A 26,396-nucleotide genomic window follows, 5' to 3' on the forward strand; every position below is an offset into this window, starting at 1 on the left:
TGCCGACCTTTAAAATGACGAGCTATCGCTATGGCACACTTGCCCTTTAAGTAACCGACAACATGTGACACTGAATATTTTGGAGGGATACTGATACATATGTGGACATGATCACGCATCAAGTGGCCTTCCAGAATCTCACACCCCTTACGCTTGGCGAGTTCGTGGAATATGTTTCCGAGAAATTTTCTCAACCGTCCGTAGATCACCTTCTGGCGCCTCTTCGGAATAAAAACCACATGATATTTACAATCCCNAACCGACGCCTCGGTAAAACCTATGCGAGTCTCCCCGGCATAGCCGGGGGTTTACCTAATGATTAATTAAGCCCTCTCGACATAACAATCACTACCTCATAAAGACCTTCATTAATAATGCACAAGCTTTCATTATTAGCTCGCATCCCATTTTTCACAAACTCTATTTTTTGCAACCATTTCCACAAAATCACTCGCACCCTGAAGCAAATAGAATTCGTTATATCTCTGCATAAGTACCTCAGCCGGAACGCTATTCTGATAAAGAGCCAACAATTCCATTCTCATTTGACTAAAAGCAATGGACGCGGGGTACAAACCATACTTTTGATAAAAATCACCCAATCCAGACGCAGGATAAACTAACAACAAATACTCTTTACCAAAATATCTTGCATATTGTGCGGCCAATAAAAACATAACATCAGCCATACCTAACCCCCTATATTCATCGTCAACATAAAGGGAGTAAATACAAAACGATTTTTTCATCACTTGATCAAACACATTACCGTAGATCGTTTTCTGATCTAAATCGAGCATATATGCTTCTGCACACACACCATCTCGTTTTTTTAATTTATTCCCTCTCCATGAACCTTTACATGTACTAAGTGCAATTTTAATTTTTTCATCTGGTCTTTTGGGATCATGAAGAAAATGATACGACTCAACAAAATCAAAGCTACCACTCTTTGACACATTGATACTGGAATAAATTTTAATTAACTTCTTTTTACTAAAAAATTTTTTACATTCAATCATAACACCTTACTCCAAACGAATATCTTTCTATTTCAACAAAGACAAACCACTCCTCAAAAACGCTACAAAAATATTAATACCGGCTCACTGACGACTCACTCGACAAAACAAACACCTCATTAACTTAATAAATATAAAGCAAGCTCCTTACAAAAAAGTTCCACTTGAAAACCCAATCATTATATAAAACACGCTATTGTTTGCTCTACAAATCAAAAAAGCCGGGTAACTTAATAAGCCCGGCTATTTTCGATCAACTATATTATCCAAGGATGCGTTTTATCTTCGCACCCAGCTGCTGCAGTTTTTCCTCGATACACTCGTAACCACGGTCAATGTGGTAAATACGATCAACCGTGGTGTCACCGTCGGCCACCAGCCCAGCAATCACAAGACTGGCAGAAGCACGAAGATCGGTTGCCATGACCGGGGCTCCCTTTAACTCTGAAACCCCGGTTACAATGGCGGTATTGCCTTCCACGTCGATGGTCGCCCCCATGCGCTTCATTTCCTGAACATGCATGAAGCGGTTTTCAAACACGGTTTCGGTAATGGAACCGGTGCCTTCCGCGACGGCGTTCAACGCCGTGAACTGGGCCTGAACATCGGTGGGCAAAGCAGGATAGGGAGCCGTTTTCAGGTTGATCGCTTTCGGGCGACGGCCTTCCATGTCCAGGGAGATCCAGTCATCGCCCCACTGCACGTTGGCGCCGGCTTCCTGCAACTTGGTCAGCACGGAATCCAGGATTTTCGGTTCAGTGTCCTTGACCTTGATACGTCCGCCGGTAGCTGCTGCAGCGATCAGATAGGTACTGGTTTCAATCCGGTCCGGCAGCACGGAATAGACACAACCGTGCAGGCGGTCAACGCCCTGAATACGAATGGTATCAGTGCCGTGACCTTCAATTTTGGCGCCCATGCGCAACAGGCACTCGGCCAGGTCAACCACTTCAGGCTCACGGGCCGCGTTTTCAATCAGGGTTTCACCTTCAGCCAGTACTGCAGCCATCAAAAGGTTTTCAGTACCGGTGACCGTGACAGTATCCATGAAAATACGGGCACCTTTAAGACGTTTGGCCTTGGCACGGATGTAACCTTCCTCAACCTTTATTTCGGCTCCCATAACCTCAAGACCACGGATATGCAGATCAACAGGACGGCTTCCGATCGCACAACCACCCGGCAACGCCACTTCCGCTTCACCAAAGCGACTCAGCAAAGGCCCCAGCACGAGGATCGAGGCGCGCATGGTCTTAACCAGTTCATAAGGTGCACTGAGATGCTTAATCGTGCTGGCATGCACTTCCACATTCATCTTTTCATCGATGAGCAGATCAATCCCCATGCAGCCGAACAGCTCGATCATGGTCGTAATGTCATTGAGGTGCGGCAGGTTACAGACTGTCACCGGCTCATCAGCCAGGAGTGTCGCGGCCAAGATCGGCAAGGCAGAGTTCTTGGCGCCGGAGATCCGGATCTCGCCGTTGAGTTGTACTCCACCAGTAATAATCAGCTTATCCATTGAAACCCCTGTTGAGAGGATAAGCATTATTTCCAGGAACTGATATCACATCCACCTTCCCGGAAATAACACAGGTAATACGAAACCACCCCCCTACCAAGCCAACCCGCAAGCATGCAGCGTTGGCCAAGCATAGGCTGGCAAAAGATTTATTGCTGAGCAGCCCACTCGTCACGGGTAAAGGTACGCATGGTCACCGCGTGAATCGTGCCGTCAGCAATCAGGTCATTCAGGTGGGCGTACACCATTTGCTGGCGTTTTACAGGCAAGGCACCGCTAAACTGATCAGAAATCACTGTCAATTGGAAATCACAGCCCTCACCAGAAACGATGACCTCGGCGTCATCCAGTCGCTCTTCCAGTAGTGTCTTGATTTCAACAGCTTGCATGGCGCTCATCCCAACCCGGATACAAAACGAGCAATAATAATAAAAGAAACGGGCGGAACACCAGTGTTCCGCCCGTTTCTTACACGTTTTTTTCAGTTTTTCTGGAAATTCAGGCCATCGGCAACAGACTATCCACGCCGCAGACCCCGGCCAGAGCCATCAATTCATCCGGCAACCCGGTAAATGTCAGGCTGACCTGTTTATTCCCGGCATCCCGCATCAAGGAGAGTAGCAACGCCAGAGCGGCACTGTCAGCACGGGTCACAGCGGACAGGTCAACTTCCCACCATGGTGCGACCTGACTATCAATTAACGCCATGCCGGCAACTTCCAGTTCAGCCGCCGTATCGACATCAACCGCGCCCTTCAACACCAGCTTTCCCGGCGCCGTTACCTCAACTGTATTCATCAGGCCCCCTGGGCGGCATCCGCCTGGTTCTTCATAATGGCCGACCAGTTATCAATCACCTTACCCACATCCTTGTACTGCTGCATGGCAGAAGCAAACTGGTTGCGGAACTGCACGCCGATATTGATCCCTTCTACGATGATATTCCGCGCTTTCCATTGGCCACCGTCCTGAATCATGGAGTAGGACAAGCTGTATTCCTGATTATCCGAACTGACTTTCAGATTGACCGGAATAGAACGAATCTTCCGGTTACGGTAATCCGCCAACTGCTCTTCAGCCACAGGGTCAACACGTGACAGTTTCAGACGGGAAGGATCCAGCGTCATCACCGCCTTGCCATAAAACTCAATCAGGCTGTCACGGAAAGTCTGGGTAAACGCCTTCAACTGCTCTGGCGTTGCCCTATGCGCATACTTACCCATCACACCACGGGCCACCTGATCAAAGGCAATCACCGGATCCAGCACTTCTTCAACGGCCACGTAGTATTTTTGCGGTTCTTTCTCGAAGACCGTCCGGTTTTCACGCAACACCGTCAGTACCTGGTTGGTGGCTTGACTGGCCACTGTTTCCGGCTTCTGCTCAGCCGCTACAACCGGCAGGGAAACCTGTGCAACAACCGCCAGCAGTGCCAGCATACGAGTCAGTTTCTGTGTCATTTTCATGATTGGCAACCGTCGAGATCACACGTTAATTAAAGTCTATCGTCGCTGGCTCAAAACGCATCATCACTGGCCGTATCGTCCTTGCCGACAGCACCCAGCATGAATTTCCCGATCAGGTCCTCGAGTACAATCGCAGACTGAGTATCATCAAACAGCTCTCCCGGACGCAGGAACTCTGTCGCACCGCCGATACTGATACCAATGTACTTCTCACCCAAAAGGCCTGCTGTTTCAATGGCTGCCGTACTGTCAACAGGAATATTGTCAACATCACCGTCAATAGCCATGGTGACCCGTGCCATATAGGTTTTCTTGTTCAGTTCAATACCCACAACTCGACCAATCGTCACGCCCGCCATGGCGACCTTGGCACGATGCGTAAGGGAACCGACATTATCGAATTCCGCATACAGCTCATACGTCTGTGAGCTACTGCTCAGGGAGAGGCCGCTGACTTTCAACGCCAGCAGGACAAGCGCAAACACGCCCGCCAGAATAAAGGCGCCGACACCAATCTCTATCGTTCGCATCCGCATCGCTTACAGGTCTCCAAACATTACGGCAGTCAATATAAAGTCAAGCCCCAGAACAGCCAGGGAGGCGTAAACCACCGTGCGGGTCGTTGCCCGACTGATACCTTCTGATGTCGGCACGGTGTCATAGCCCTGGAATACGGCAATCCAGGTCACGACAAAACCAAACACCAGACTTTTGATCATTCCGTCAATCACGTCATTGCGGAAATCAACGGCCTGCTGCATATTGGCCCAGAATGAGCCTTCATAGATACCGAGCCAGTCAACCCCCACCATGGCGCCACCGAGAATACCCACCATGGAAAAGATGGCTGCCAACAGCGGCATGCTGATAAAACCGGCCCAGAATCGCGGCGCGATAATCCGCTTGAGCGGATCAACACCGATCATCTCCATGCTCGACAGCTGCTCCGTGGCTTTCATCAGCCCAATCTCCGCCGTCAACGCTGAGCCTGCGCGGCCGGCAAACAGCAACCCGGTCACCACCGGCCCCAACTCACGCACCAAGCTCAAAGCCACCAGCTGGCCGACCGCCTGTTCAGAACCGTAACGGACCAGGATGTTGTACCCCTGCAACCCCAGCACCATACCAATGAAAAAGCCGGATACAATAATGATGACCAGAGACAGAACACCCACGGAGTACAGTTGCTTGATCAGCAACGGGAACATGGAACCGTGGCGGGAACGCCCCAGGATGGCATGAAACAGAATCATTCCGGCGCGGCCAATCGCCTGAATGCGATCAAGACCAATCCGGCCGATCCTGACCAGACTATCGACAAAGCCCGTCATTACCCCTCCTCCAACAATTCAGTGAGGTAGTCCTCACCGGGATAATGGAACGGCACCGGACCATCCGGCAGGCCATTCATAAACTGCCGGATATCCGGGTCATTCGAATTCATCATTTCTTCCGGTGTACCCTTGCCTATCACATGGCCATCGGCAAACAGATAGAGAAAATCTGCAATACTGGCGGTTTCCGTCAGATCATGCGAAACGACGATTGTCGTCATATTGAGGGAGTCATTGAGCATCCTGACCAGCTTGACCAGTACCCCCATGGCAATAGGATCCTGCCCTACGAACGGTTCGTCGTACATCATCATGCCTGGATCCAGTGCAATGGCACGGGCCAGCGCCACACGGCGCGCCATGCCACCCGAGAGCTCGCTGGGCATCAATTGGGAAGCACCACGCAAACCGACTGCCTGCAATTTCATCAGGACAATATCCCGAATCATGCGATCGGGCAGGTTGGTGTGCACTCGAAGCGGAAAGGCGACATTTCCAAAGACGCTCAGATCCGTGAACAGCGCACCGCTCTGGAACAACATCCCCATGCGACGACGCAGCTGGAACAGGTGCTCCCGATCCTGCGCAAACAGATCATGATCATCGACGCGGATAGTACCGGCATCAGGCTTCAACTGGGCGCCAATCAGGCGCAGCAGTGTTGTTTTACCCGTGCCACTGGGCCCCATCACCGCAGTGATTTTACCCCGGGGAATATCCATATCCACGTTGTCGAAGATCACTCGTTCGCCACGCAGAAAGGTCAGCCCGCGGATTTCAACAAAATTGTCCGACAGTGCACTCATCAAGCAAAAGCACCTTCCATCCAGGAATCGGTTAACGCGTAACAATCCATACCCAACCGCAGGCGACACAGGCGCTCACGGTGATTCAGTACAACCAGGGATTCAGCCAGTTAGGCTACAAGATTACGCAACAGGCAACAGCAAAGTGCTATCAAGGCAATAGCACACTGACACCATTATCCCGCCGATAAAAGTGTAACACCGTTCACATTATGACATAAGCCTCACCGCGAACGATGCTGATTATCTGAATATTTCCAGTGGCCTACCTTACTCAACAGACCCTTAACAGAACCTGAACAAGTGGCAAGGTTATGGTTTTTTCGTCACTGCAGAGTGCCAGGCAGCCACTTTACAGATACAATCCCCCGCTTTGAGCAGACAGGTTTACGAAATCACCATGCTTCTCGCTACTGGCGCTATCCTTGCTGGATTTATCACCCTGATGTGGAGCGCCGACAAATTTGTCAATGGCGCAGCGGCCACCGCCCGAAACTTTGGCATGTCGCCTATGCTGATTGGCCTGACGATTGTCTCTATCGGCACGTCTGCCCCTGAAATCCTGGTTTCCCTGATGGCTGCCATGTCTGGTTATGGCAGCCTCGCCGTTGGAAATGCTGTCGGTTCCAATATCGCCAACATTGGCCTGGTGCTGGGCATTACCGCCATCGTGGCCCCCCTGCCCGTCAAAAGTGATGTTGTTCGCCGTGAAATCCCCTTACTGATGATTATCACCGTCCTGGCCGGCCTGCTGCTGATCGACAACCAGCTGGGCCACCTGGACGGCATCCTGCTGATCAGTGGCCTGATTCTCACGCTTTACCTGATCTACCGCTGGCAACGCCAGCCCGACAGCAACCTGCAAACCACTGCCGGCGCAGAAACCGAAGAAGAACTGCCGGATATCAGTCAGGCAAAAGCCACCGTCCTGCTGATCGTTGGACTACTGGTGATGGTAGCCAGCTCCCGCCTGCTGGTCTGGGGAGCAACAGAAGTCGCCCGTGCACTGGGCATCAGTGAGCTGATCATCGGCCTGACCATTGTCGCCATCGGCACCAGCCTGCCGGAACTGGCCGCCTCAGTAGTCAGCGCCCTGAAAAAACACCATGACATTGCGCTGGGAAATATTGTAGGCTCCAACATCTTTAACCTGCTGGCCGTAATGGCCGTGCCCGGCATCGTGGCACCAGCCACCATCGATCCGGCCGCATTCCAGCGTGACGTGCCGGCCATGATCGCCATCACAGCGCTGCTACTGATCCTGGCGCTCGCCGGTCGCAAACGCCAGAGAATAGGACGGGGGGCCGGCGTACTACTGGCAGCCTGCTATTTGGGCTATACCCTGCTGCTATACCTGCAAAGCTGATACGCTATGGACACGCACCCAGACATCACAGCGACCACTGAATCACTATCTGATCGAGCTGCAATGACCAATCCGGAAGCTTTTATCGCGTCAGGCCGACGCACCGTAGACCTTGAACGCAAGGCCGTTGATGCCCTGCACAACCGTATTGACAACCATTTTGCCGATGCCTGTCAGCGCATGCTGGCCTGTACCGGCCGCGTAATTGTCGTAGGGATGGGCAAGTCGGGCCATATCGGCCGTAAGATTGCCGCCACCCTGGCCAGCACCGGCACCCCTTCATTTTTTGTGCATCCGGCAGAAGCCAGCCACGGCGACATGGGCATGATCACCAGCAATGATATCGTGCTGGCGCTGTCCAACTCCGGTAATACCAGTGAAGTAGTTACCCTGATCCCACTGCTGAAGCGACTGGGCATTCCTTTAATCAGCATGACAGGCAACAACGACTCCACATTGGCCCGCGCCTCTAACGCCCACCTGAATGTCAGTGTCGAAAAAGAGGCTTGCCCTCTGGATCTTGCGCCCACATCAAGCACAACCGCAACACTGGTCATGGGTGATGCACTGGCGATCTCCCTGCTGGAAGCCCGCGGTTTTACTGCAGAAGACTTTGCATTTTCCCACCCTGGCGGTAGCCTCGGACGACGCCTGCTGCTGAAAGTCTCTGACATCATGCACACCGGCGACCGTATTCCCATGGTCAGAGAGGGCACATCTCTCAGCAAAGCACTGCTCGAGATCACCGGCAAAGGTCTGGGTATCACCGCCGTCTGCGATGACAATCAAAAAGTCATAGGCGTCTTCACTGATGGCGACCTGCGACGGGCACTGGATCAAAACATCGATCCACGCAACAGCGTGATTGATGATGTCATGACCCGCAACTGCAAAACCGTTCGGGACAATATTCTGGCCGCTGAAGCCCTGCATATCATGGATGAATACAAGATCAACGCCCTGATCTGTGTAGATGAAGACAATCACGCCATCGGCGCCATTAATATGCATGACCTGCTTAAGGCTGGAGTTGTCTGAATGAATGCTGCACTGCACGAAAAAGCACGCAATGTGAAACTGGCCGTTTTTGATGTGGACGGTGTCTTGTCCGATGGACGCCTCTATTTCACTTCTGATGGTCAAGAAATCAAGGCATTCAACATACTCGATGGCCTTGGCATCAAACTCCTTCAAAACAGCGGTGTCGAGACGGCCATCATTACTGGCCGCAGCTCACCACTGGTCGAAAAACGTGCTCAGGATCTCGGTATTGCCCACCTAGTACAGGGGCGGGAAGACAAATTGACCGTACTCACCAGCATGCTCGAAGAACTCGGGCTGACCTTTGAGCAGGTCGCCTACCTGGGCGACGACCTTCCGGACCTTGCTGCGATCCGACGGGCCGGACTGGGTATGGCGGTTGCCAATGCCCACGATTTCGTCAAGCAACATGCTGACGGTGTCACCCAGATGAAAGGTGGCCGTGGCGCTGCACGGGAATTCTGTGAGCTGATCATGGCGGCCCAGGGCACCCTGGAAGCTGCACAGGCCGCGTATCTCTGAATCATCAGGGATACGTGCCTGCGGGTTAAGGACGTTATATGCCATTACGCCAGATTCTATTGATAGCCGCCATTGTCGTCCTCGCGGTCGGCATGGGTTACTGGGCCTACGAAACGGATCTCAAGGTTTCCCGCCAGCCAGCCGAGGCAACCACCGAGATCAAGGTGCCGGACTTCTTTTCTTACAATGCACATATCCGCGAATTCGACGAGAATGGGCTGCTGAAATCAGACCTGACCGCTGACAGCATCAGCCACTATCCTCACAATGACATCACACTACTGGCCAGCCCGGATCTCTGGAGTTACAGCGACAATGCTGCGCCGTGGCACACCGTCGCGGATACCGGCCGCATCCTGCCCGACGGGGAAACGGTAGAATTGAAAAAGAACGTTGTCATGACACAGGTCGAGGGTGAAACCCAAAAGCTGCGCATGGACACAGACTTTCTGACCATATACTCTGGTCAGGATTTTGCCGATACCAACCGGCCGGTCACCATCATCAGTCCCAGCGGCGTGATGAAAGCCAACGGCATGAAAGCGTTTTATAAACGGGATTTTATCCAGTTGAAGTCCAGGGTCAGGGGCGTACATGAATCACGCTAAATTCACTCTTACATTTGTTGCCGCCATGGCACTGTTCAGCACGACGTCTGCACTGGCACTGCCCAGCGATCGGGAAAAACCGATCCACATTTCTTCAGATTCTGCCGACATCGACGACAAAAATGGCATTTCCATCTACCGCGGCAATGTCATCATGACCCAGGGCACCACCAAACTGACCGGGGACATTGTGACCATCTACTCTCAGGATCGACAGATTCAGAAAGTGGTCTCTGAAGGCAAGAAGAAAAAGGCTTACTTTGAAGAAGAACAGGACAGTGAGAAAGGCCTCCTCAAGGCCTGGGGCAAGACCATCAAGTATTACCTGGATCATGAAAAGGTCGAGCTGATCAAACAAGCCCGTCTTGAACAAAAAGGCGACACTTTTACCGGTGACATGATCGAGTATGATAAGCAGGCTCAGGTCGTCAACGCAAAGGCGGATGGCGCCAACGAGGGCAAACGGGTCGAGATGGTGATCCAGCCTCGCCAGTAAGCCGGTCCTTTCCTGGGATGGCTGCCTCATAACGCAGCCATCACCGTTCCAACGAGTTTCGATGTACAGCGGTTAAACGACAGCATGTCTCAGCTTAAAGCCTGCAACCTCAGAAAACAGTACGGTGGCCGCCAGGTCGTCAGGGATGTCTCTGTCAGTATTGAGAGTGGGCAGATTGTCGGACTGCTCGGCCCCAATGGCGCCGGCAAAACGACCTGTTTTTATATGATTGTCGGACTGGTGCACGCCGATGGCGGCCAGATCCGGATTGACAACCAGGACATCACACCGCTGCCCATGCACGGTCGCGCCCGCGCAGGCATTGGCTACCTGCCACAGGAAGCCTCCATTTTCCGCAAGCTCAGCGTGGCGGATAACCTGATGGCAATCCTTGAAACCCGCAAGGACCTGACCAAGACGCAGCGTGTTGAAAAGCAGGAACAATTGCTGGAAGAGTTCAACATTCAGCATATCCGCGACAGTGCAGGTATGAGCCTGTCCGGTGGAGAGCGGCGGCGGGTTGAAATTGCCCGTTCACTGGCAACCGAGCCCTCGTTCATCCTGCTGGATGAACCCTTCGCCGGCGTCGACCCTATTTCGGTCAATGATATCAAACAGATTATCCAGCATCTGAAAAATCGCGGCATAGGCGTCCTGATCACCGACCACAATGTACGCGAAACACTGGATATCTGTGAACACGCCTATATTGTCAGCGAAGGCCACATTATCGCCGAAGGCGACAGTCACGCCATCATGGCCAATCAGAAGGTTCGCGACGTCTATCTCGGTGAACACTTCCGTATCTGATGCAAAATCCAAACCAGCCATGTACTATACCGTCGCGTAAGCGATAAATGTCGCAATAGGCTGAATAACCGCAGGTGCTAACAGGTACCTGACACGCTCTCAGGGATGAGCAAGAACGACAACCGTGAATCAGATGTAGTACAACCAGGACCGGTAGAGTCATGAAGCCATCACTGGAACTCAAGATTGGCCAGCAACTGACCATGACCCCACAACTGCAGCAGGCCATCCGCTTGCTGCAGCTGTCAACACTGGATCTGCAGCAGGAGATCCAGCAGGCCATTGAGAGCAACCCCCTGCTTGAGCAGGAGGAAGGTTCGCCAGAAAGCAATGTCTCGGAAGAGTCCACGACACAGGAAGACGACACTGGCAGCGAAACCGGCCTGACTGACTTTGCAGAGGGTGAAAAAACAGAACAAAACCCAGAAGTATCAGATTCCCAGGAAGAGTGGTGCGATCAGATCCCATCTGAACTTCCCATCGATAGCGGCTGGGATGATGTCTACCAATCCTCATCCGGCTCTCAGGCCGAACGTCCTGACGACGACTTCACCAGTCGCAGCAGCGCCCCCGACTCACTACAGGATCACCTTGAGTGGCAGCTCAACCTGACCCCAATGAGTGACACCGATCGCCTGATCGGCATGGCGATTATCGACGCAATAAACGACGACGGATACATGACATGCTCCTTGGAAGATATCCTTGAGGGCATGGATCCGGAACTGGAGGTCGAGCTTGACGAAGTCGAGGTCATGCTGCGTCGCATCCAGCAGTTTGAACCAATCGGCGTAGCCTGCAGAGACCTGCGCGAATGCCTGCTTATACAGCTAAACGGTCCTGACGTTCAGGAAGAACCCGCATTATCTGCCGCCAGACAAGTCGCTGACCAGCACCTGGATCGTCTGGGCAGCCGTGATTACACCACGATCATGCGCAAGACAAAGCTCAAGGAACCCGAGCTAAAAGCCGCTATTGAACTCATCCAAACCCTGAACCCTAAACCCGGCAGCAGCCTTGAAACCAGCGAAGCAGAATATGTCATCCCGGATGTACTGGTCAGCAAAAAGCAGGGCGAGTGGGTCGTTGAGCTGAATCCTGATGCATCGCCACGCCTACGTATCAATACCGGCTACTCATCCCTGATCCGCCGGGCAGACAGCAGCAGCGACAACACCTACCTGAAAAATCAACTTCAGGAAGCCCGCTGGTTTATCAAGAGTCTGCAGAGTCGCAGTGAAACCCTGCTCAAGGTCGCCACCCGGATTGTCGACTACCAGCGCGGCTTCTTCGATTACGGCGAAGAAGCCATGAAACCGCTGGTGCTACACGATATTGCCGAAAGCGTGGAGATGCATGAATCCACCATCTCCCGTGTGACCACACAGAAATACATGCATACGCCCCGGGGCATTTTTGAACTCAAATACTTTTTCTCCAGTCATGTCAGCACCGCCTCAGGGGGAGAGTGCTCCTCAACCGCTATCCGGGCGCTGATCAAGAAACTGGTCGCCCAGGAGAACCCACGAAAACCCCTGAGCGACAACAAAATTGCCACCATGCTGGCGCAACAGGGTATCCAGGTGGCGCGGCGAACCATTGCCAAATACCGGGAATCCATCCTGATTCCGCCATCCAATGAACGAAAACGGCTGGTGTAGTCTACGCTGTGGCTAATGATCGGAAACGGCACGTATGGGCATACGCGGATTCCGGTAAATAGGTCGCAAAAACCCAAGACGATCGCCCCTGAGCAATGGTACACTACAGCCGTCAGCCCGGTTCGGACGGAGTGCGAACCGGATGTGAGCGAACCTGTGATCAGGAGAGTAACGCATGCAAGTTAACATCAGCGGACATCATGTCGAAGTTACCGAGTCCCTCCGCGAGTATGTTACCAAAAAACTAAACAAGCTCGCTGAACACTGCGATAGCATAACCAATATCCAGGTTACGCTGAGCGTAGAGAAAGTCAGACAGCTTGCAGAAGCGACGCTCCATATACGCGGTGCAGATATCGCGGCGTCCGCCGAGCACGAGGATATGTATGCCGCCATTGACCTTATGGCCGACAAGCTTGATCGCCAGATCCTCAAGCACAAAGAGAAAAACATCGATCGTATGCAGGGAGCCGGCTCGCACTGAGCACTCCTCGCAACTCCCAGCATTCCAATGAGTATTCGTAAGATTCTATTGCCCGAGCACGCCCTCTGCGGCGTGCAGGGTGGCAGCAAAAAGCGCACCCTTGAATATATCGCCAACCTGATCGGACAACATGATCCCGTCATCGACGCCAAGGATCTGTTCAACTGTCTTGTCACCCGAGAAAAGCTGGGTAGCACCGGTTTGGGTAACGGTGTCGCGATACCTCACTGCCGGCTGGCATCCTGTAAAAAACCGGCCGCGGTATTTCTGCAGCTGGCCGAACCCATTGACTTCGATGCCATCGATCGCCATCCGGTCGATCTTATCTTCGCACTGGTCGTGCCGGATAACAGCATCAATGAACACCTGGAGCTCCTCAAAAAGCTGGCCGAAAAGTTCAGCAACCCGACACTTTGCGAGTCCCTGCGAAAAGCCGAAAGCAGCGAAATGCTATACCAGTTGATCACCTGCGAGGAATAATTCCCTCCCTAACGGCATTGATTCCCACAAACAATAAACCACTGTCGTTTGACCTCTTTCTCTTGTTTTCATTTTTACCTATGCTTGAACTGATCAGTACTGCTGCCACCTCGGTAGCAGCAGTACTGTCGGCAGCAACAAATACGGAATGATTAACAATGTCCACTGTCCCCCGGCTGATCGTCATCAGCGGTCGATCAGGTTCTGGTAAAAGTGCAGCACTTCACGCCCTGGAAGACCAGGGGTTTTATTGTGTGGACAACCTGCCGGCCGATCTGCTGCCAGGTTTGATTGACAGCCTGCGCAACAACCCCAGTGAACAGCCTCCGCAAATTGCGCTCAGCATTGACGCCCGCAACATTCCCGGCGCTCTCAGCCACTTTGCATCGGTTTACCGTGAAATTACGGAAAAACAAGGTGTTGAGTGTGACATCATATTCCTTGATGCCGATGACACCACCCTGCTGAAACGGTATAGCTCAACCCGCAGGCGTCACCCATTGAGCAATACACAGTATTCACTGGAAGAAGCCATCAAGCGGGAAACAGACATACTGGAACCCATCTCCCTGTTAGCTGACCTGCGGATTGATACCAGCACCCTGTCACTTCATGACCTGCGCAGCACCATTCGCCAACGGGTGCTGGGCAAGCAGGAACATGGTCTGTCTCTACAACTGCAATCCTTTGGTTTCAAGCATGGCATCCCTACCGATGCTGATTATGTCTTTGATGTCCGCTGCCTGCCAAACCCCTACTGGGATGAGTCACTACGCCACTTCACCGGCATGGATGAACCGGTCATAAAGTTCCTGCAGGATGACCCTTCAGTAAAGCGAATGATCGATTCAATCTACCGTTTCATTGAAAGCTGGCTGAAAGATTTTGAGGCGGGTAATCGCAGCTATATGACGATTGCCATTGGTTGTACCGGTGGTCAACACCGGTCAGTTTTTGTCTCTGAAGCACTCGCCCAACGCTTTCGGCAGTCTCACGACAACACCCAGATTCGGCACAGAGAGATTCAGGCAATATGATCCGTGAAACCATTACGATAAAAAACAAGCTAGGGCTTCACGCCAGGGCCGCCGCAAAATTTGTCACGACCAGCTCATCCTTTGCCAGCCGCATTGACGTGGGGCGTGATCAGACAATGGTGGATGGCAAAAGCATCATGTCCGTAATGATGCTGGCTGCGAGCCAGGGCACCGAGCTGACTGTCGAGATCGATGGCAAGGATGAAGACCAGGCACTACGAGCCCTGCAAGCCCTGATTGATGATTTTTTCGGTGAGGGAGAATAATCTTCCTCCCCACCACCGAAAAGCGCTGGACATTTATCGCCCCCCCACCGCATTCTCCGCTTGCCCCACAGTCAACCGACTGACTATTCTTCAAACATATAACCACTGTCTACTATATCCCGCGGTCAAGGACAGGCATGACACAGCAACACTCCCTGGCGCTTTCAGACAACCAGCTGGACATCCTCAACAAGGCTCTGGAGGAAGGCATTTCCACGCAGGTCAAACAGATGCTGAACAGCCTGTCACCTGCTGATGCTGCCCACCTGCTGGCCTCAGCCCCCCCCCGCCAGCGCAGCCTGCTGTGGAAGCTCATTGACGTTGAGCACGAAGGCGATGTCCTCAATGAAATGAGCGATGATGTCAGGCAATTCTTTATTGACCGCATGAATGTGGCGGAACTGATCGACATTCTGGACGGACAGGATATCGACGACATCGCCGACCTGCTGCAGCAACTACCCCAGACCATCACCCACCAGGTGTTGTCGTCTATGAGCCATCAGGATCGCCAGCGGATTGAGGCTGTCCTGTCATGGCCTGAAGATACTGCCGGCGGCCTGATGAATACTGACACCAGCACGGTCAGGCCGGACATCACCATTGATGTGGCACTTCGCTACCTGCGCCGCCATGAGTCCCTGCCGGAACCCTTCGACGGGCTGCTGGTTGTCAGTAGGGATGACACCTTGATTGGCACCCTGCCCACGACCCGCCTGCTGACTCAGGATGGCAACAAAACCATCAGCGAGGTCATGGAAACGGACTTCATCGCTATCCCCGTCGACATGCAGGACAGCCAGGTTGCTCAGCTCTTCGAACGGGAAGACCTTGTTTCCGCGCCGGTGATTGACGAAAACCATCGTCTGCTGGGACGTGTCACCGTTGATGACGTCGTTGACGTTATCCGGGAGGAAGCGGATCACTCCGTGATGAGCCGGGCCGGTCTCGATGAAGACGAAGACACCTTCGCACCGACATTCAAGACTGCCCGCCGTCGCGCGACATGGCTGGGCATCAACCTGATGACCGCCTTTATTTCCGCCAGTGTCATTGGTCTGTTTCAGGATACGATCGACAAAGTCGTTGCCCTGGCGGTCCTGATGCCCATTGTCGCCAGCATGGGCGGCATCGCCGGCAGCCAGACACTGACCCTGATTATTCGCGCCATGGCACTGGGCCAGATAGGACGTTCCAATACCCGCTGGCTGGTCACACGGGAATTCATCGTCGGCCTGTCTAATGGTGTGATCTGGGCCAGCGTCGTTGCCACCGCCGCCATGCTGTGGTTTGACGACTCGGTCATTGCTCTTGTGATTGCATTAGCCATGGTGATTAACCTGACCGTCGCCGTGGTGGTCGGCGCCATCCTGCCAATGATACTCAAGGCACTGAATATTGATCCGGCGCTGGCCGGTTCCGTGGTACTGACTACCATCACCGATGTCACCGGTTTCATGTCATTCCTTGGACTGGCCACGCTGTTCTATTCATAATGTTCAGCCATAAAAAAACACCGGATAACCGGTGTTTTTTTATGGGACTATAACGTACTAATTACCGGCAATCGTCATACCATCAATCAGCAATGAACCCGTCTGAATATTGCCACGACGATCGACATCATTACCCACCGCCTGCAATTGCATAAACATGTCCTTGAGATTACCCGCAATGGTAATTTCTGATACCGGATACTGAATCTCGCCATTCTCCACCCAGAAACCCGCTGCACCCCGGGAATAATCCCCTGTCACGATATTCACGCCATGACCAATCAGCTCTGTCAGCAGCAGGCCGGTGCCCATTTGCTTAAGCAGCGCCTCCTGATCACCGGCATTACTGTCAACAAACAGGTTACGTGCACCACCCGCATTGGCAGTACTGGGCATGCTCAGCTTACGGCCAGAGTATGTACTCAACAGATAGTTGGCCAGCACACCATCCTTGATGAAATCCTTGGCATACGTTTGCAGGCCATCACCATCGAATGCACCGGAACCCATTCCGCCTTTCAATAGCGGTTGTTCATGGATATGCACCCAGTCAGGGAATATCTGCTTGCCAAGATGATCCAACAGGAAAGAGGATTGTCTGTAGAGATTACCACCACTGATACCCGCCATCAGGTTCCCGATCACGCCGCCGGCCAACTCTGCACTGAACAGCACGGGCACCTTGCAGGTTTTCAGTTTCCGACCGCCGAGTCGACGAATGGTGCGCTCTGCCGCGGTACGCCCTACATCCACCATCCGGTCCAGCAGGTTGCCGTCACGGGCCACGGTGTACCAGTAGTCACGCTGCATGTCGTCACCTTTCTGGGCGATCACCACACAACTGACACTGTGCCGGCTGGACGCCTGCGCACCAATAAAACCATGGCTATTGCCGTAGACACGACAGCCCTGGTGAGTATTTACGGTCGCACCGTCCGAATTCGTGATCAGCGGGCTCGACTCCCGCGCAGCGGCCTCACATTCACGGGCAAGATTAATCGCCTCTTCCGTATCAATACCCCAGGGATGATAGAGATCCAGATCAGGGAATTCCGTTGCCATCAGCGCTTTGTCCGCCAGGCCGGCACACTCATCCTCACTGGTGTAACGGGCAATATCGCAGGCGGCCTCTACAGTGGCGCGGATGGCATCCGGACTGGAATCCGTGGTGCTGGCAGAGCCTTTACGCTGCCCGAAATACACCGTAATACCAAATCCCTTGTCCTGGTTGAATTCCACCGTTTCCACCTCACCGAGGCGAACCGAGGCGGACAATCCGGCATCACTGCTGGCGCCGACCTCACAGGCTGAGGCGCCCTGGCGGCGAGCCTCGGCAACAATGTCTTCCACCAGCGTCTTCAGACGCTCTTGCTCAACGGCTGGATCGATAGCGGGCTGCAGCTGATGGCTGGTCATTCCAACTCCCAATGGCGTTGTTTGCGATAAACCTCATTGTACCGTCAGGCTTGGCCAAGGGGAAAGCGTACTGTGGCCGATCAGACCGGACTTTCCTGACAACAAACGCTACAATGCACCCCATCCTATGAGTGTGGAATAGCAATGAATCACCCCGACAATTTTGGAGAACAGGACGAGTTCAACGACATCGAGTATGTCAGCAAAAGCCAGATCAAGAAGGAAATGCACGAACTCAGGGATATAGGCGCCAGACTTCAGGAGCTGAAACCGGCACACCTGGAGAAACTGGTACTGACAGAGCGACTGAGAGCAGCTCTGGAAGAAGGGCGTCGCATCAAGAGCTTTAACGCCAAGAAACGGCACCTGAACTTCATTGGCAAGCTGATGCGCGACCAGGACGTGGAACCGATCCAGGAACTCCTGCAACGGCTGGACAGCCAGACGGAAGAAAGCACCCGCCACTTCCACCAGCTGGAACGCTGGCGCGAACGCCTCCTGACGGAAGGCAATGCGGCATTGACGGAGTATATGGATGAGTACCCGCAGGCTGACAACCAGTATATCCGCCAGCTGGTTCGGAATGTCCTGAAGGAACAGAAAGAGAACAAACCACCGGTCCAGAATCGGAAACTGTTTCGCTATCTGCGCGAAGTCAGTGAAGACATGAGACCGGCGGAATAAAAAAGACGCCAGGCAGCCTCCTTGCGGGACTGCCTGTCATACCTCTCAGGTGCCAGTGCCACCTACGGTAATTTCATCAATCTTCAATGTCGGCTGACCGACACCAACGGGTACCGACTGGCCATCCTTGCCGCAAACCCCGACACCGGTATCCAGCTTCAGGTTATTGCCCACCATGGACACCCGGTTCATGACCTCCGGACCATTGCCTATCAGCGTTGCGCCCTTAACCGGTGAAGTGATCTTGCCATTTTCAATCAGGTAAGCCTCACTGGTGGAGAACACGAATTTGCCTGAGGTGATATCCACCTGGCCGCCGCCCATATTGGCCACATAGATGCCCTTATCCACGGAAGCAATGATTTCATCATGCTCATCGGAACCGGCCAGCATGTAAGTATTGGTCATGCGCGGCATGGGCAGATGGGAATAGGACTCACGACGACCATTGCCGGTTGAGACGCCCCCCATCAGTCGCGCGTTCATCTTGTCCTGCATATAGCCCTTGAGGATACCGTTCTCAATCAACACGGTGCACTCAGAAGGCACGCCTTCATCATCCATATTCAAGGAGCCTCGACGGCCGGCAATGGTTCCATCATCCACAATCGTACACAGCGGAGACGCGACTCTCTCACCAATACGGCCAGAAAAGGCAGAGCTGCCTTTACGGTTGAAATCCCCTTCCAGACCGTGCCCAACCGCTTCATGCAGCAAGACACCATTCCAGCCAGCCCCAAGGACTACAGGCATAGCGCCGGCCGGTGCCGGCACGGCAGCAAGGTTGACCAGCGCCTGTCGCACCGCCTCCCGTGCATAATCACGCCAAAGGTCGCCGTCCAGGAACATCTGGTAGGTGCCACGCCCACCGCCACCAAAAGAACCCCGTTCAAGCCGGCCATTCTCTTCGGCAATCACACTGACATTCAGGCGTACCAGCGGCCGGATATCGGCCGCCAGCGTACCATCACTGGCAGCCACCAGGATGGTTTCATACACACCCGCCATACTGACGGTCACCTGCTTGATTCTGCTGTCTTCCTGCCGGGCGGCCTGGTCAACGTTCTTCAGCAGTTCAACCTTCTGATCCCGGCTCAGGGTATCCAGGGGATTGATTTCATCATAGAGACTGAGCGGCTGACTTCTGCCCCAGGCCTGCACTGCACGGGACTGCCCCTGCCGGGCAATACTTCGCGAGGCGCCCGCCGCCGCTTCCAGCGCAGCAAGCTCAATATCATTGGCATAAGCAAAACCGGTTTTTTCACCGCTCATGGAGCGTACGCCGACCCCACGGTCCGCGTTAAAACTGCCTTCCTTGACGATGCCGTCTTCCAGCACCCAGCCTTCATGGCGGCTGCTCTGGAAATAGAGGTCCGCGGCATCAATCTGATGCCCCAGCATCCCATGGAGGACCTGCTCGATGTGTTTCTCTTCAAGGCTTGATGGTGCCAGCAGGTGTTCTCTGGCGAGACTCAGAATATCGGTCATGAATTATTCTCTGGCTTTTCCCGCTTGTCTTAGGGCTATGGTATGAGAGGCGGTGAACCGGCACAAGAACAGTATGGGTAACCGCCGGTTATTTTGCGCCTATCCGGCGGTGGGACAGACAGGGCATCTGCCGTCGAACCTCCGCCAGCCGGGCCATATCCAGCTCTGCCATGATAATACCCGGCTCATCTCCGGCTTCTGCCAATATGTCACCCCACGGGTCAATAATCATGGAATGACCCCAGGTTTCCCGGCTCTTGCCATGATGTCCGCACTGGTTAGCGGCCATAACAAAACACTGGTTCTCAATGGCCCGGGCCCGCAGCAGTACTTCCCAGTGGGCTTCACCGGTCACCCGGGTGAATGCGGCTGGCACCGTGAATATGTCTGCGTCCTGCGCAGACAGCACACGATACAGTTCAGGAAAACGAAGGTCATAACAGACAGACAGCCCTACCTTTCCCACCGCGGTTTCCACACTCACCACCTGATCACCATGGCGATAGCTATCCGATTCACGATAAGTGCCCTTACCGTCCGCCACCTCAACATCAAAAAGATGCATCTTGTTATAACGGGCCTGCTGCCGACCTTCCGGATCATAAACAAAACAACTTGCGAAATGCCGCTCATCAGAAGTCGGCTCCTGCGAACTGCAGGGGGTCGTACCACCAATGATCCATAACCCCAAAGCCCTGGACTGATCGGAAAGAAACTGTTGAACCGTTGAAGAACGTCCTTCCTCCATACCCAGTGCTTTAAGATTTCCTTCAAGGCAACTAAAACACTCCGGCAAAACTGCCAGTTCGGCGCCCTGATCAGAGGCCAGCTTCAGCCAGCCCGCTGCATCTTTCAGGTTTGCAGCCACATCAGGACCGGCGTTCATCTGAATAACCGCGACACTTGCCATAACTACCCCGGCTATCAGTCTTTCTTGACCTTGTTGGAAAACAGCCTGTCCAGTTTCACATCCGGGTCTGCAAACGGCCCCTTGATTTCATAGCGGACACTGGCCAGCTGTTCGACTTTCTTGCCCCAGAGTTTATCAAACAGGTAGATGGCACCGGCAATCTGCGGCTGCCCCAACAGCAAACTCACCAGCGGCAGGTTTTCCGTAACCGGTAGCGTCACCACCAGCTCCAGGTTCAGGTTTTGCTTGAGCAGGTCAATGACACCGCCCAACTTGAAGTTAGACGACGGACCAGACACCTCTATGGGTTCGGCAAAGGTGATCAACCCTTCATTGAAGTTCATGACGCCCTTGATCCGGTCAAACGTGACGCCCGACTTGAACAGGTCTGAAAAATCGAGTTTCAGGCGGCGGGTGATGGAATCCAGGTTGAGAATGCCGAAAATACGCAGCACGCCGGATGCCGCATCCGAGGACAGGAAGCGACCATCCTTGATATCAATCCCCACCTGCCCCTTCAGGCTTTTCGACATAAACGCTGCCGGCGAGCCAGGCCAGGCGACATCTGCCGTGAATACCGACTTACGTGTCGTAATACGATCCGGATATCCCCAGCTGGCCAGCACACGCCTCAAGTCACCAGTTGAGATATGGCCCTTGTAATGGGTATCCGGTTTTCCGTCCACCTGGTTCCACGCCAACGAACCCTGTAACGACAGCCCGCCCAGGGCACCATTGAGTTCCTGCAGCACAATGCCGGTATCGGTTTTCCGCGTCTGAAGGCTGACCTTGCCAAACTCACGTTCGCCGATGCGCACATCCTGTATCGCAATATCCATGACGGGAATCGTCTTCGGATTCACATCCGCCAGAGGATCTTTCTCAGGCTGTTCCGGCTTAGGTTCTTCTTCCTGGGCCAAAAGAGATTCCGGCAACACCAGTTTTTCCACATCCAATACCAGCGGCGCATCCTGATTCGGTACGGTCAGGGTGCCCCTTGCCATCGGCGAGGTTAATCGAATATGGGTGCCACGGGGATCGCTGAGGACACTGAAACGGGTATCATCCAGCACATAGTCATCGACTTTCAGCTGCTGAATGGAAAAATCACTGACACTGATTTCCAGTCCACCCACCGCTAATCCCACAGACTCCGCCCCGCTGTCTGTGGACTTTTTCTGGGGTAACGTCTGACTATACCCTTGCCACCATTTTTGCCAGGGCGACAAATCCAGTGTTTTCAAGCCACCCGCAATCTGGAGACCGGTTTCCGGCAGACGGGGCTTCCCCTTGCCAAAATAAACGACACCAGACTTCAGCGTCTGTCCATCCAGCTTCAGGATTGATGTAATGTCGCCCCCTAAGGTGGTTCGTACTGACACCGCACCCTTCTCAGGCAAGGTGGCACTCACTTTGAGTTTCCTGGCGCTTTTCTCCGCCTTGCCCAACGGTGCAGGCAGAGGGATGGTGATACCCTTAAGATCGCTGGTCACATCCAGAGTGATGCCCCCCTTGTCAGGTATCATGAGGTCAGCGCGATAAGCGGTCTGACCACGAACCCAGGGGGACAAATCCTGTCCCAGCGATGACTGAATAGCCGCCACATCCGCCGTCCCTTCCAGACCTAACCGTACGGTATCCGATTTCACATCGGTCTGAATATCCAGCTTCACCAGCTTGTCATACAACAACGCCTGCAGGCCCTGGGTGTAGAGACCTTTTTCTGTGGTGTAGTGGAATTGTCCGGCAACATTCCTGAGTGATAGATCCGGGCTTTTCAGGGCAAAACTGCCATTATCGGTTGTGACAGCGACATCAATCTTGTCTTCCAACCCTTCTTTTAACGGTATGCCGAGGCTGAGTTGGATATCCAGGTCACCACCCAGCGCCCAGTTATCCGCAGCATTGTGGATAGCCTCCGCAATAGGCGTCTCACGCAACAGCTTGAGACCATCATTACCCGTTGACACCAGGCCGGCCTGCAGATTCAGCACCAGCGGATCCGCCGTCTCCAGATTCGGTACCGAGGCCTTAAGGCTCACCACCCGACTGTCATAAATACGGGCGCGACTGGCCGATACATTGACGGCATCCTGGTCGACCAACACCAGACCATTGATATCCTTGAGTTCCGGCCAGTCCGGACTGTACATCAACTCGCCGTTTTCAATATTGAAGTAGAGGCCCCAGGTCACATCGTTAGGGGCGTCCGTCACATCCAGTGGCCCGTTCCAGATAAAGGCTCCATCACGAATTGCGGTGCCATGAATACCGGTTTTCAGCCAGCGCACCAGGTCTTCATCCATGCCGATCTTGACCGGCAGGTATTTCTCCGCATAACGGGCATCGCCGTTGGTGATACCCACTTCCAGACCCATGGTAACCGGCTCACCATCCAGCGGCACATCTAGACGGAACCGGGCATTCAGATCGCCTTCTTTGGCCACAAAGTGTATGCGATCGGTTCTCAGGCGATACACGTCGTCTGTCAGACGCCAATACAGCCGTCCCTTGACCTGTTCGTAGGTCCAGTCTTCATCGAAGACATTATCAAGTCCCAGCACAAAATCCTGGCTATCCAGGTCAAGCAGGCCTTCCCAGGCGGTCATGCGCAATCTGCCCGAAATATGCTCACCGGAGGGCGCACCTTCCCATGAATCCACCGAGACCTCATCCAGAATGGCCGCAAGATCAAAATCGAATTTTTCACGCTCCGGATAAAACCGCAGCACGACCTGTTCCAGCTCACCACGGGGATTCAGCACCCGCAGAAGTTTGTCGGTGATACCCGGCAGAGCAACCGTATCCAGCATCTGCTTCAGCGGCTGGAGGGAAATACTGTCGGTCGCTACTGTCAATTGTGATTCAGGTTCATGACGGGAAGAGAAATAGAACTGGCTGCGAGGATAGGGAATCCCCCCAAAGATAAACTGCCAGTCCTTCAACCAGGCCTGCCAGTCCTGCTGATCCCCTTTGGCAAACAGCCGGGTACTGAAATCCGTCAGTGGCGGCAACGCACGCTGCTGCCAGTCCAGGTCCAGCATGGGCGCTTTCAGATCACTGCTGACCTGCCACTGCCCTTTATTCCATTCAGCCTGAACCTCCGCAGCCACACGAAGCTGATTCAGCTTAATACCAAGATGCTTCTGGGCAATGCCCTCAAACAGCGGTAGCCAGGGCTTGATATTGATCTGTTCCGCTTTCAGGTGCCCGGACAACCGGATGTCTGGCCAACGCAAAAGCGGCCCTTCTGCCGCCAGTTTCAGCGACAAGGCATCACCACCATCAGTCACCAGACGACCGGAAAGATGGCGATTGGCTCTCGTACCCCCCACCCGGAGATGCTCTACCATCAGTCCCGCGCGATCACCCTTGTCATTGGCAACCTGCAGGTAGACGTCGCGGAAATGAATGCTTTCCTGGTTATTCAGAACGTCAGTGAGCTCCTTGAGATTTCGCTCACTGACCGCTGTCGGTTGATTAGCGACAGCATTACTTGCCTGAGGGAACCCTTCCACTCCCCACTGGCCGTTATTAAACGTCAGCTTAAGCTGCGCACCATCAACCACAATGCTGTCAAATACCGGGGATAATGTACGAATGCTGGCGAGGGTATCCAGTTGCAGAATGGCCGTATCAATCTCTACCGCCGTCTTGCCGGGCTGATCGGGTTGATAAACACGTATACCCGCCACCGCAATGGCCGGATTGTAGTTATAGATACGCCCCTTGATAGAAGTCAGGGTAACCTTGGTGTTGAAAGTGTTCCCAAGATAAACCTGCAATTCATCCCTGAAATTGTCCATCCAGGGCATCAGCAGACGCACGACACTGACAGTCAGTGCCGTGGATATCATGACTGCGGCAAATGTCAGCCAGGTTGCCTTTGCCAGTCTCTTCATGGATTCTGCCGATTACCCTCAAACCAGTACGACATCAAATTGCTCCTGCGAATAACGGGGTTCCACCTGGAAACGGATGGTTTTGTCCAGGAACGCTTCCAGCTCTGCCACATTGTCCGACTCTTCATCCAGCAACTGGTCCACCACCGCTTCAGAGGCCAGCACCAGGTAGGTGTCGTTTTCATAGGCCCGGGCTTCACGCATGATTTCCCGGAAGATTTCATAGCATACGGTCTCCGCGGTTTTCAACGTACCACGGCCGTTACAGGTCGGGCAGGCCTCACACAGCGTGTTTTCCAGGGACTCCCGGGTACGCTTGCGGGTCATTTCCACCAGGCCAAGCTCTGATACGCCGGTAATATTGGTCTTGGCGTGATCCCGCTCCAGGTTTTTCTCCAGGGTGCGCAGCACCTGGCGCTGGTGCTCCACATCTTCCATATCGATGAAATCAATGATGATGATTCCACCCAGGTTGCGTAACCGAAGCTGCCGGGCAATGGCCGTGGCCGCTTCCAGGTTGGTCTTGAAGATGGTTTCTTCGAGGTTGCGATGCCCGACAAAGCCGCCGGTGTTTACGTCAATGGTGCTCATCGCTTCAGTCTGGTCAACGATCAGGTAACCACCGGATTTCAGCTCAACCCGCCGGCTAAGTGCCCGGTTGATTTCATCTTCCACACTGAACAGGTCAAACAGGGGACGCTCGCCGGTGTAATACTCCACCCGGCCATCCAGATGAGGCACCAGCTTCCGGACAAACTTGCAGACTTTGTTGAATGTATCGAGCGAATCAATCCGGATTTTCTCGATATCTGGCTCAACCAGATCACGCATAGTACGCAGATGGAGCGGCAGGTCTTCGTAAACACAGTCCGGTGCAGAAGACTCCTTGATCTGTTCTTCGACCGTTGTCCACAGGCGATGCAGGAACAGGATGTCCGCCAGCAGCTCCTGCTCACCAATCCCTTCTGCTGCCGTGCGCAGGATAAAGCCGCCTTTGTCATTCAGGCTTTCCTGCTCCAGCAGTCGCTCAACGGTATCCTTGAGACGCTCGCGTTCCTGGGGATCTTCAATACGCAGGGAGATGCCGACATGGTTGTTATGGGGCATCAACACAAGATAACGGGCAGGAATGGAGATATGGGTAGTGAGCCTGGCACCCTTGGTGCCAATCGGGTCCTTGGTGACCTGCACCACCATGGACTGCCCTTCACGCACCAGCTCAACAATGCCCGGTTCCCCCGCCCCCTCCGGACGGTTGTTGCGGTCAAAGATTTCACTGGCGTGAATAAAGGCGGCTTTTTCCAGGCCAATATCGACAAACGCCGCCTGCATGCCCGGGAGTACACGGACCACCTTGCCTTTATAGATATTGCCGACAATGCCGCGGTTACGGCTACGCTCCACATAGACTTCCTGCAGAACGCCGTTCTCGACCAGCGCCACACGGGATTCCATGGGCGTGATATTCATGAGAATCTCTTCGCTCATCCCTTTACATCCCCCAAACTTCTCGGATTCCAGGTATCTTTAGGTAACCTGCCCGTACCGGGGTATGCGTTATTATCGCTGAACATGGCAA

27 protein-coding genes are annotated in these 26,396 nt (G+C 53.6%); 13 read left to right on the forward strand and 14 right to left on the reverse strand.

What is annotated here, in order from left to right; genetic code table 11:
• From tnpA to ABD892_RS00150, 9 genes are all read right to left on the reverse strand, one after another.
• A partial coding sequence (tnpA, locus tag ABD892_RS00110; RefSeq protein WP_345192647.1) for an IS200/IS605 family transposase occupies positions 1-281 on the reverse strand: 281 nt, incomplete at its 3' end.
• A gap of 111 nt (positions 282-392) precedes the next feature.
• Positions 393-1,022: an N-acetyltransferase gene (locus tag ABD892_RS00115; RefSeq protein WP_345192585.1), complete on the reverse strand. Its 630-nt coding sequence runs from the start codon at positions 1,020-1,022 to the stop codon at positions 393-395.
• Positions 1,023-1,284: 262 nt separating this feature from the next.
• A complete protein-coding gene (gene murA, locus ABD892_RS00120) occupies positions 1,285-2,544 on the reverse strand; it encodes a UDP-N-acetylglucosamine 1-carboxyvinyltransferase (RefSeq protein WP_345192587.1) in 1,260 nt (419 codons plus the stop codon).
• 149 nt (positions 2,545-2,693) lie between these two features.
• Positions 2,694-2,933: a BolA family protein gene (locus ABD892_RS00125; protein ID WP_211825973.1), complete on the reverse strand. Its 240-nt coding sequence runs from the start codon at positions 2,931-2,933 to the stop codon at positions 2,694-2,696.
• 109 nt (positions 2,934-3,042) lie between these two features.
• Positions 3,043-3,342, reverse strand: coding sequence for an STAS domain-containing protein (locus tag ABD892_RS00130; RefSeq protein ID WP_345192590.1), 300 nt, complete (start codon positions 3,340-3,342; stop codon positions 3,043-3,045).
• Positions 3,342-4,010: an MlaC/ttg2D family ABC transporter substrate-binding protein gene (locus ABD892_RS00135; RefSeq protein WP_345192592.1), complete on the reverse strand. Its 669-nt coding sequence runs from the start codon at positions 4,008-4,010 to the stop codon at positions 3,342-3,344. Before ABD892_RS00135 ends, ABD892_RS00130 begins: the two co-directional genes overlap by 1 nt.
• A 50-nt stretch (positions 4,011-4,060) precedes the next feature.
• Positions 4,061-4,540 carry an outer membrane lipid asymmetry maintenance protein MlaD gene (mlaD, locus tag ABD892_RS00140; RefSeq protein ID WP_425559134.1) on the reverse strand — a complete coding sequence of 160 codons (480 nt, stop codon included), beginning with the start codon at positions 4,538-4,540 and terminating at the stop codon, positions 4,061-4,063.
• A gap of 9 nt (positions 4,541-4,549) precedes the next feature.
• Positions 4,550-5,341 (reverse strand): lipid asymmetry maintenance ABC transporter permease subunit MlaE, encoded by a 792-nt coding sequence (mlaE, locus tag ABD892_RS00145; protein WP_345192596.1) that lies wholly within the window; start codon positions 5,339-5,341, stop codon positions 4,550-4,552.
• Positions 5,341-6,150 carry an ATP-binding cassette domain-containing protein gene (locus tag ABD892_RS00150; RefSeq protein ID WP_345192598.1) on the reverse strand — a complete coding sequence of 270 codons (810 nt, stop codon included), beginning with the start codon at positions 6,148-6,150 and terminating at the stop codon, positions 5,341-5,343. The genes mlaE and ABD892_RS00150 overlap by 1 nt, the downstream gene beginning before the upstream one ends.
• 400 nt (positions 6,151-6,550) lie before the next feature.
• Between ABD892_RS00150 and ABD892_RS00155 the strand changes: the two genes are divergently transcribed.
• The 12 genes from ABD892_RS00155 to mgtE all read left to right on the forward strand — a co-directional run bounded on the left by ABD892_RS00155 (position 6,551) and on the right by mgtE (position 16,417).
• On the forward strand, positions 6,551-7,516 hold the full coding sequence (locus ABD892_RS00155) for a calcium/sodium antiporter (protein ID WP_345192600.1): 966 nt from the start codon (positions 6,551-6,553) through the stop codon (positions 7,514-7,516).
• A 63-nt stretch (positions 7,517-7,579) separates the two neighbouring features.
• Positions 7,580-8,554 (forward strand): KpsF/GutQ family sugar-phosphate isomerase, encoded by a 975-nt coding sequence (locus ABD892_RS00160; RefSeq protein ID WP_345192649.1) that lies wholly within the window; start codon positions 7,580-7,582, stop codon positions 8,552-8,554.
• The gene (gene kdsC, locus ABD892_RS00165) at positions 8,555-9,079 is read left to right on the forward strand and encodes a 3-deoxy-manno-octulosonate-8-phosphatase KdsC (RefSeq protein ID WP_345192602.1); all 525 of its coding nucleotides are present in this window, start codon (positions 8,555-8,557) and stop codon (positions 9,077-9,079) included.
• A 38-nt stretch (positions 9,080-9,117) separates the two neighbouring features.
• Entirely contained in the window at positions 9,118-9,687 is a 570-nt protein-coding gene (gene lptC, locus ABD892_RS00170) for an LPS export ABC transporter periplasmic protein LptC (protein ID WP_345192604.1), read from the forward strand.
• Positions 9,674-10,183 (forward strand): lipopolysaccharide transport periplasmic protein LptA, encoded by a 510-nt coding sequence (gene lptA, locus ABD892_RS00175; protein WP_345192606.1) that lies wholly within the window; start codon positions 9,674-9,676, stop codon positions 10,181-10,183. Before lptC ends, lptA begins: the two co-directional genes overlap by 14 nt.
• 84 nt (positions 10,184-10,267) lie before the next feature.
• The gene (gene lptB, locus ABD892_RS00180) at positions 10,268-10,993 is read left to right on the forward strand and encodes an LPS export ABC transporter ATP-binding protein (protein WP_345192608.1); all 726 of its coding nucleotides are present in this window, start codon (positions 10,268-10,270) and stop codon (positions 10,991-10,993) included.
• Positions 10,994-11,154: 161 nt separating this feature from the next.
• Positions 11,155-12,654, forward strand: a complete 1,500-nt coding sequence (locus ABD892_RS00185) for an RNA polymerase factor sigma-54 (protein WP_345192610.1) — start codon at positions 11,155-11,157, stop codon at positions 12,652-12,654.
• 175 nt (positions 12,655-12,829) lie between these two features.
• Positions 12,830-13,138, forward strand: coding sequence for a ribosome hibernation-promoting factor, HPF/YfiA family (gene hpf, locus ABD892_RS00190; RefSeq protein WP_211825996.1), 309 nt, complete (start codon positions 12,830-12,832; stop codon positions 13,136-13,138).
• A 27-nt stretch (positions 13,139-13,165) separates the two neighbouring features.
• On the forward strand, positions 13,166-13,618 hold the full coding sequence (ptsN, locus tag ABD892_RS00195) for a PTS IIA-like nitrogen regulatory protein PtsN (protein WP_345192613.1): 453 nt from the start codon (positions 13,166-13,168) through the stop codon (positions 13,616-13,618).
• Between the two features lie 158 nt (positions 13,619-13,776).
• The gene (rapZ, locus tag ABD892_RS00200; protein ID WP_345192615.1) at positions 13,777-14,655 is read left to right on the forward strand and encodes an RNase adapter RapZ; all 879 of its coding nucleotides are present in this window, start codon (positions 13,777-13,779) and stop codon (positions 14,653-14,655) included.
• Complete coding sequence (locus tag ABD892_RS00205; protein WP_345192617.1) at positions 14,652-14,921, forward strand: HPr family phosphocarrier protein; 270 nt, start codon at positions 14,652-14,654, stop codon at positions 14,919-14,921. Before rapZ ends, ABD892_RS00205 begins: the two co-directional genes overlap by 4 nt.
• A gap of 137 nt (positions 14,922-15,058) precedes the next feature.
• Positions 15,059-16,417: a magnesium transporter gene (gene mgtE, locus ABD892_RS00210; protein WP_345192619.1), complete on the forward strand. Its 1,359-nt coding sequence runs from the start codon at positions 15,059-15,061 to the stop codon at positions 16,415-16,417.
• A gap of 57 nt (positions 16,418-16,474) precedes the next feature.
• Here mgtE and pmbA read toward each other — a convergent pair whose 3' ends face one another.
• Entirely contained in the window at positions 16,475-17,833 is a 1,359-nt protein-coding gene (gene pmbA, locus ABD892_RS00215; RefSeq protein WP_345192621.1) for a metalloprotease PmbA, read from the reverse strand.
• Between the two features lie 144 nt (positions 17,834-17,977).
• On the opposite strand from pmbA, the gene yjgA reads away from it, so the two are divergent.
• Positions 17,978-18,517 (forward strand): ribosome biogenesis factor YjgA, encoded by a 540-nt coding sequence (gene yjgA / locus ABD892_RS00220; protein WP_345192623.1) that lies wholly within the window; start codon positions 17,978-17,980, stop codon positions 18,515-18,517.
• Between the two features lie 45 nt (positions 18,518-18,562).
• Here the strand turns inward: yjgA and tldD are convergent, their stop codons facing one another.
• From tldD to rng, 4 genes are all read right to left on the reverse strand, one after another.
• The gene (gene tldD, locus ABD892_RS00225) at positions 18,563-20,005 is read right to left on the reverse strand and encodes a metalloprotease TldD (protein WP_345192625.1); all 1,443 of its coding nucleotides are present in this window, start codon (positions 20,003-20,005) and stop codon (positions 18,563-18,565) included.
• An 88-nt stretch (positions 20,006-20,093) separates the two neighbouring features.
• Positions 20,094-20,915 (reverse strand): carbon-nitrogen hydrolase family protein, encoded by an 822-nt coding sequence (locus ABD892_RS00230; RefSeq protein ID WP_345192627.1) that lies wholly within the window; start codon positions 20,913-20,915, stop codon positions 20,094-20,096.
• Positions 20,916-20,929: 14 nt separating this feature from the next.
• Positions 20,930-24,817 carry a YhdP family protein gene (locus tag ABD892_RS00235; RefSeq protein WP_345192629.1) on the reverse strand — a complete coding sequence of 1,296 codons (3,888 nt, stop codon included), beginning with the start codon at positions 24,815-24,817 and terminating at the stop codon, positions 20,930-20,932.
• An 18-nt stretch (positions 24,818-24,835) separates the two neighbouring features.
• Entirely contained in the window at positions 24,836-26,305 is a 1,470-nt protein-coding gene (rng, locus tag ABD892_RS00240; protein WP_345192631.1) for a ribonuclease G, read from the reverse strand.
• Positions 26,306-26,396: the final 91 nt, after the last annotated feature.

Source organism: Kistimonas scapharcae (genome assembly GCF_039540975.1).
GTDB lineage: Bacteria > Pseudomonadota > Gammaproteobacteria > Pseudomonadales > Endozoicomonadaceae > Kistimonas > Kistimonas scapharcae.

Excerpts from the sequence above, each read along its gene's own strand:
- ABD892_RS00115 (WP_345192585.1), bottom strand. The coding sequence starts at position 1,022 with ATGATTGAATGTAAAAAATTTTTTAGTAAAAAGAAGTTAATTAAAATT.
- murA (WP_345192587.1), bottom strand. The coding sequence starts at position 2,544 with ATGGATAAGCTGATTATTACTGGTGGAGTACAACTCAACGGCGAGATC.
- ABD892_RS00125 (WP_211825973.1), bottom strand. The coding sequence starts at position 2,933 with ATGCAAGCTGTTGAAATCAAGACACTACTGGAAGAGCGACTGGATGAC.
- ABD892_RS00130 (WP_345192590.1), bottom strand. The coding sequence starts at position 3,342 with ATGAATACAGTTGAGGTAACGGCGCCGGGAAAGCTGGTGTTGAAGGGC.
- ABD892_RS00135 (WP_345192592.1), bottom strand. The coding sequence starts at position 4,010 with ATGAAAATGACACAGAAACTGACTCGTATGCTGGCACTGCTGGCGGTT.
- mlaD (WP_425559134.1), bottom strand. The coding sequence starts at position 4,540 with ATGCGAACGATAGAGATTGGTGTCGGCGCCTTTATTCTGGCGGGCGTG.
- mlaE (WP_345192596.1), bottom strand. The coding sequence starts at position 5,341 with ATGACGGGCTTTGTCGATAGTCTGGTCAGGATCGGCCGGATTGGTCTT.
- ABD892_RS00150 (WP_345192598.1), bottom strand. The coding sequence starts at position 6,150 with ATGAGTGCACTGTCGGACAATTTTGTTGAAATCCGCGGGCTGACCTTT.
- ABD892_RS00155 (WP_345192600.1), top strand. The coding sequence starts at position 6,551 with ATGCTTCTCGCTACTGGCGCTATCCTTGCTGGATTTATCACCCTGATG.
- ABD892_RS00160 (WP_345192649.1), top strand. The coding sequence starts at position 7,580 with ATGACCAATCCGGAAGCTTTTATCGCGTCAGGCCGACGCACCGTAGAC.
- kdsC (WP_345192602.1), top strand. The coding sequence starts at position 8,555 with ATGAATGCTGCACTGCACGAAAAAGCACGCAATGTGAAACTGGCCGTT.
- lptC (WP_345192604.1), top strand. The coding sequence starts at position 9,118 with ATGCCATTACGCCAGATTCTATTGATAGCCGCCATTGTCGTCCTCGCG.
- lptA (WP_345192606.1), top strand. The coding sequence starts at position 9,674 with ATGAATCACGCTAAATTCACTCTTACATTTGTTGCCGCCATGGCACTG.
- lptB (WP_345192608.1), top strand. The coding sequence starts at position 10,268 with ATGTCTCAGCTTAAAGCCTGCAACCTCAGAAAACAGTACGGTGGCCGC.
- ABD892_RS00185 (WP_345192610.1), top strand. The coding sequence starts at position 11,155 with ATGAAGCCATCACTGGAACTCAAGATTGGCCAGCAACTGACCATGACC.
- hpf (WP_211825996.1), top strand. The coding sequence starts at position 12,830 with ATGCAAGTTAACATCAGCGGACATCATGTCGAAGTTACCGAGTCCCTC.
- ptsN (WP_345192613.1), top strand. The coding sequence starts at position 13,166 with ATGAGTATTCGTAAGATTCTATTGCCCGAGCACGCCCTCTGCGGCGTG.
- rapZ (WP_345192615.1), top strand. The coding sequence starts at position 13,777 with ATGTCCACTGTCCCCCGGCTGATCGTCATCAGCGGTCGATCAGGTTCT.
- ABD892_RS00205 (WP_345192617.1), top strand. The coding sequence starts at position 14,652 with ATGATCCGTGAAACCATTACGATAAAAAACAAGCTAGGGCTTCACGCC.
- mgtE (WP_345192619.1), top strand. The coding sequence starts at position 15,059 with ATGACACAGCAACACTCCCTGGCGCTTTCAGACAACCAGCTGGACATC.
- pmbA (WP_345192621.1), bottom strand. The coding sequence starts at position 17,833 with ATGACCAGCCATCAGCTGCAGCCCGCTATCGATCCAGCCGTTGAGCAA.
- yjgA (WP_345192623.1), top strand. The coding sequence starts at position 17,978 with ATGAATCACCCCGACAATTTTGGAGAACAGGACGAGTTCAACGACATC.
- tldD (WP_345192625.1), bottom strand. The coding sequence starts at position 20,005 with ATGACCGATATTCTGAGTCTCGCCAGAGAACACCTGCTGGCACCATCA.
- ABD892_RS00230 (WP_345192627.1), bottom strand. The coding sequence starts at position 20,915 with ATGGCAAGTGTCGCGGTTATTCAGATGAACGCCGGTCCTGATGTGGCT.
- ABD892_RS00235 (WP_345192629.1), bottom strand. The coding sequence starts at position 24,817 with ATGAAGAGACTGGCAAAGGCAACCTGGCTGACATTTGCCGCAGTCATG.
- rng (WP_345192631.1), bottom strand. The coding sequence starts at position 26,305 with ATGAGCGAAGAGATTCTCATGAATATCACGCCCATGGAATCCCGTGTG.